Annotated in this window: 5 protein-coding genes; 1 reads left to right on the forward strand and 4 read right to left on the reverse strand. The window is 42.7% G+C overall.

Going from position 1 to position 3771, the window contains the following annotated elements; all coding sequences use genetic code 11:
• From KGY70_18700 to KGY70_18710, 3 genes are all read right to left on the reverse strand, one after another.
• On the reverse strand, positions 1-958 hold a 958-nt coding region (locus KGY70_18700; protein ID MBS3777232.1), incomplete at its 3' end, for an endo-1,4-beta-xylanase.
• A gap of 356 nt (positions 959-1314) precedes the next feature.
• Positions 1315-1791: a hypothetical protein gene (locus tag KGY70_18705; GenBank protein MBS3777233.1), complete on the reverse strand. Its 477-nt coding sequence runs from the start codon at positions 1789-1791 to the stop codon at positions 1315-1317.
• Positions 1792-1804: 13 nt separating this feature from the next.
• On the reverse strand, positions 1805-2227 hold the full coding sequence (locus KGY70_18710; GenBank protein MBS3777234.1) for a hypothetical protein: 423 nt from the start codon (positions 2225-2227) through the stop codon (positions 1805-1807).
• A 145-nt stretch (positions 2228-2372) separates the two neighbouring features.
• On the opposite strand from KGY70_18710, the gene KGY70_18715 reads away from it, so the two are divergent.
• Positions 2373-3275 carry an SMP-30/gluconolactonase/LRE family protein gene (locus KGY70_18715; protein ID MBS3777235.1) on the forward strand — a complete coding sequence of 301 codons (903 nt, stop codon included), beginning with the start codon at positions 2373-2375 and terminating at the stop codon, positions 3273-3275.
• 61 nt (positions 3276-3336) lie between these two features.
• Here the strand turns inward: KGY70_18715 and KGY70_18720 are convergent.
• A partial coding sequence (locus KGY70_18720; GenBank protein MBS3777236.1) for a hypothetical protein occupies positions 3337-3771 on the reverse strand: 435 nt, incomplete at its 5' end.

Genomic DNA, 3771 nt, shown 5'->3' on the forward strand with positions numbered 1-3771 from the left:
CCAGGATTGCCCTGTAGGTTTCCGCCTGGTCACTTAGAGTTTGTTTTTCAGGATCATCGATCCAGGCGCTGAACTCGGTTATGTGAAACTCCAGATTGTATTTGTGACACCAGCTAATCAACTCATCCAGGGCTTGCAGGTTTTCAGGGGTGTCCCATCCGGTTTTTATATGGGCCTGCCAGCCCAGGGCATCAACCTTAAAGCCACGTTTCCTGAGATACATGATGGTTTCTTTTACCACTTCCATCCCTTTTGTTCCGGGAGCACAATGGTTATTGAACAACTGTTTCAGATCCGGTGCATGTTTGTTAGATATTTTAAAAGCCTGCTTTATATAAAGCGGGGTTTGATTGGGATCGCTATCCTGCCCGATCTTTAACCAGGGATTTTCCCATTCCTCCGTACCGGGTTTCGGATGATGCCATTTGCCGTCGGAAAGCACGGTTTCATTAACCACATCGATGTATTCAATGCCTTTCACATCATTATACCGTTTGGACAAAGCCGTCATGAACCTTTTTAATTCTTTCTCCAGCTCCCTGCCGGTTCTTTTATCTGCTTTGGCCCAATCAGAACACTGCGGACCAATGGGGCCATGAATTCTAAGGATCTGGTTGTTTTCATGAATGTGATCTATCCATGCATCAGCCCTGGACCATTGACATTTTTCAGGATTTTGGCGAACAACCGCATGCTTGAAATCGTTTTCCGGAGTTACATAATTGAACTCCCGGTCCATGATCTTCCCGGTTTTTGTTCCAAAGGCCCAGCTTCCGGTAGTACAACCCATCAGTAAATTGCCGGAGGTATAGTTTTCAGACACAATCTCACGGATCCGTTTGCCTTCCGGTGTGGGTAATTCCTGGGCATGTAAAGGAGGCAAGTAACAAAAGAATAAAAACAAAATAAAGATGAGAAGAAGCGGGTTTAAAGGGTACTTGAATCTGAAATTTACCATGACATTGACTTTTTAGCAATTTTTGTTTATAACAAAAATAATGAAATAAAATTTTATCTATTAAACCTCGCACCCTTAAAAAGTTCTCTCAAACTAAAGCAATAATATTCATTGATTGTAAAATTAGTAATTAAATTTAGTCTAAAAAGGCGCTCGGCTATATTTAGCTAATTGTGTAAAAATTACATATTGAATTTCAAAAATCTAATAGAGCGCCTTACCAGCCAAAATCTAGCTTTTTATACCGGACTCTTAATTTATAATTTATCTGCCCCTCCCCTCTTAAACGCTATGCTTTCATTATGCCATCCCTCCATTTTAGAGGGTCACGGCAAGCAACCGAGCGTTTGAAATCGTTATTCGATGCTTTCCTTTACAATTCTGCGTAGCTCACTGAATTTATAATCATCTGCGGGTCCTGAGGTCTTATATATGATGTTTCCATTCTTATCAAGCAGAAAAACATAAACCGTGCCCGTATCCTCCACATTGAAATGGCTAAAATATTTTGAAAGCGGTCCATAGTAAGTGGCCACATGGTCGTGTTTGGCCTTCGGCACGCCGGCCCGCATGCCGGCATCGATCCAGCCCGACATCCACTTCCAGTCTTTTGATATCATGGGAATTTCATAAAAAGTCACCGATTTCCGTTTCCCGAATTCCTTAATGAAAGGATCCAGCCATGAATCCACTTCCCCCTGGGTTTGCCGTTTAAAGGCTATAAGGATGAAAGCATATTTCCCCTTTGTGACATCCGGAAATGTTATTTTTTCCCCCGACAGGGTTTCCGCTTCTATCGCCGGAAATTTACTGGATGGGTCTTTGTAATTCATGGCTGGTCAAATATTATTCTTCAACAAATTCAACAACATCGGCCGTAATATATAATTCAGATTCGGTATATACCATAAGATTCAACATATCACTGTCAATTCGCACATTGGCCAGTGCCAGCTTCTTCCCCTCGATTTCGCCGTGTTGTTCCCTGTAGTTCTTCCATAAATCCTGTATGGCATGATTATAGAGCTTTGCCGGGCCTTCTACCCTGGCAAGGGCAAATGTGTTGGAAACCGATCCCATCGAATAGCTAACCCCAAAAATATAGGATGCCTTGGCATAGCCTTCCAGATCTTTGGCAGCAATCCTGAAATTGGGTTCGGATAACTCCACATTTGTTACATTATGGGCCAAAAAAGAACCCGCACTCATACAACCCGATAAAGTGAAGGATAAGATGAGCACTGATAATAAGAGCAATGGTCTTTTCATTTGTTCAAAAAGTTTAAATGGTTTAAATTTGAATATCTGGCAATAAAATTATAAAAATACGGTATCAAATAAAAATTTTTCCCATACTGGATTCAAACAATTTACCTGAGCAGATGTTTATCTAAAAAATAACAGGAGGCTAGCAATGAAAACTTTTATAAAATCAATCACCGGTATTATAGCACTTATGCTGATAACGACTTTCATGGCTTCAGGCCAGCAGATGGTCAAAGAAAATGCCGAACCGGAGAAAATCACCGAAGGATACCAGTTTACCGAAGGCCCGGTCTGGCATGATTCGGGTTATTTATTATTCAGTGATATTCCTGCAAACACCATATTCAAATGGACGCCGGGATCGGAAGCAGAAGTGTATATGAAACCCAGCGGCCATTCCAACGGGCTTACTTTTAACCGGGAAGGTCTGCTGGTGATGGCCCAGCATGACGGAGCCGTAGCTAAACGGGTGAGTGAATATTCTTTTGAAGTTGTGGTGGATTCCTACAAAGGCAAGCGGCTGAACAGCCCCAACGACCTGGTTGTAAAATCCGACGGTTCCATCTATTTTACCGATCCTTCATTTGGGGTATCCGAAGAGGACAAGGAGCTGGATATACAAGGGGTTTACCGCTATTCCAAAGATCAGGGGCTTCAGCTTCTGACCAGCGATTTTGATATGCCCAACGGCATTGCATTTTCACCGGACGAAGAAAAGCTTTATGTCAATGACAGCAGGCACAACCACATCCGCGTTTTTGAGGTAAAAAGGGATGGTACGGTAAAGAACGGGAAGCTATTTGCGAAGATGGAATCCGAAGGAGAAGGCGGAGCCGATGGCATGAAAGTGGATACCAAAGGAAATGTATACTCCACCGGTCCCGGTGGACTGTGGATCTTCTCGCCGGAAGGAAAATTGATTCAGCAGGTAAAAACGCCGCGCATCACCAACCTGGCCTGGGGAGGAAAGAACAGGAAGACCCTTTTTATGACCGCTCCCAATGCCGTGTATAAGCTGGAGATGAAAACAAAAGGGTACACCTCATTTTGATGGTCTGCTACAATTGTCTTACTCCACGAAAAAATCAAGTGCATTAAGCCCTGCGGAATAGTCAGTTTCCATTTGATGGGTTTTCTCTAACCCGAATGATCTCTATTATCGCTTGTTTCATCATAACTTTAGACAAAACAGGCTCAAAGGAAGGGGGTTCTATCAGATCAAACCTCCTTTCCCCGGAACCGGAGGGGATAACAGAGGGTGACAATATGATAAAGATGAGAAATACTACAAGCAAGGCATACAAGGGCCAGCTAATTTGAGCATACATGTCGGAGAAAAACGCTGGCATAAAAGGATGTATGGATAACAAACCGAAAACGGAAAGTATAACCAGGATGAAGATTATTGTCTTCAATGATCCGAAGACCGGAGCATTTATCCACCATCCCCACCAGGATGGTTTCATTTTATATTTCCAGATATGGCTGAGCAAATCAAGGGTATTCTTTTTGACTTGCAGTTCCGGTTTTAATTCAAGACAATGTTT

Source organism: Bacteroidales bacterium, from assembly GCA_018334875.1.
In the GTDB taxonomy this organism is placed as follows: Bacteria; Bacteroidota; Bacteroidia; order Bacteroidales; family UBA12077; genus JAGXLC01.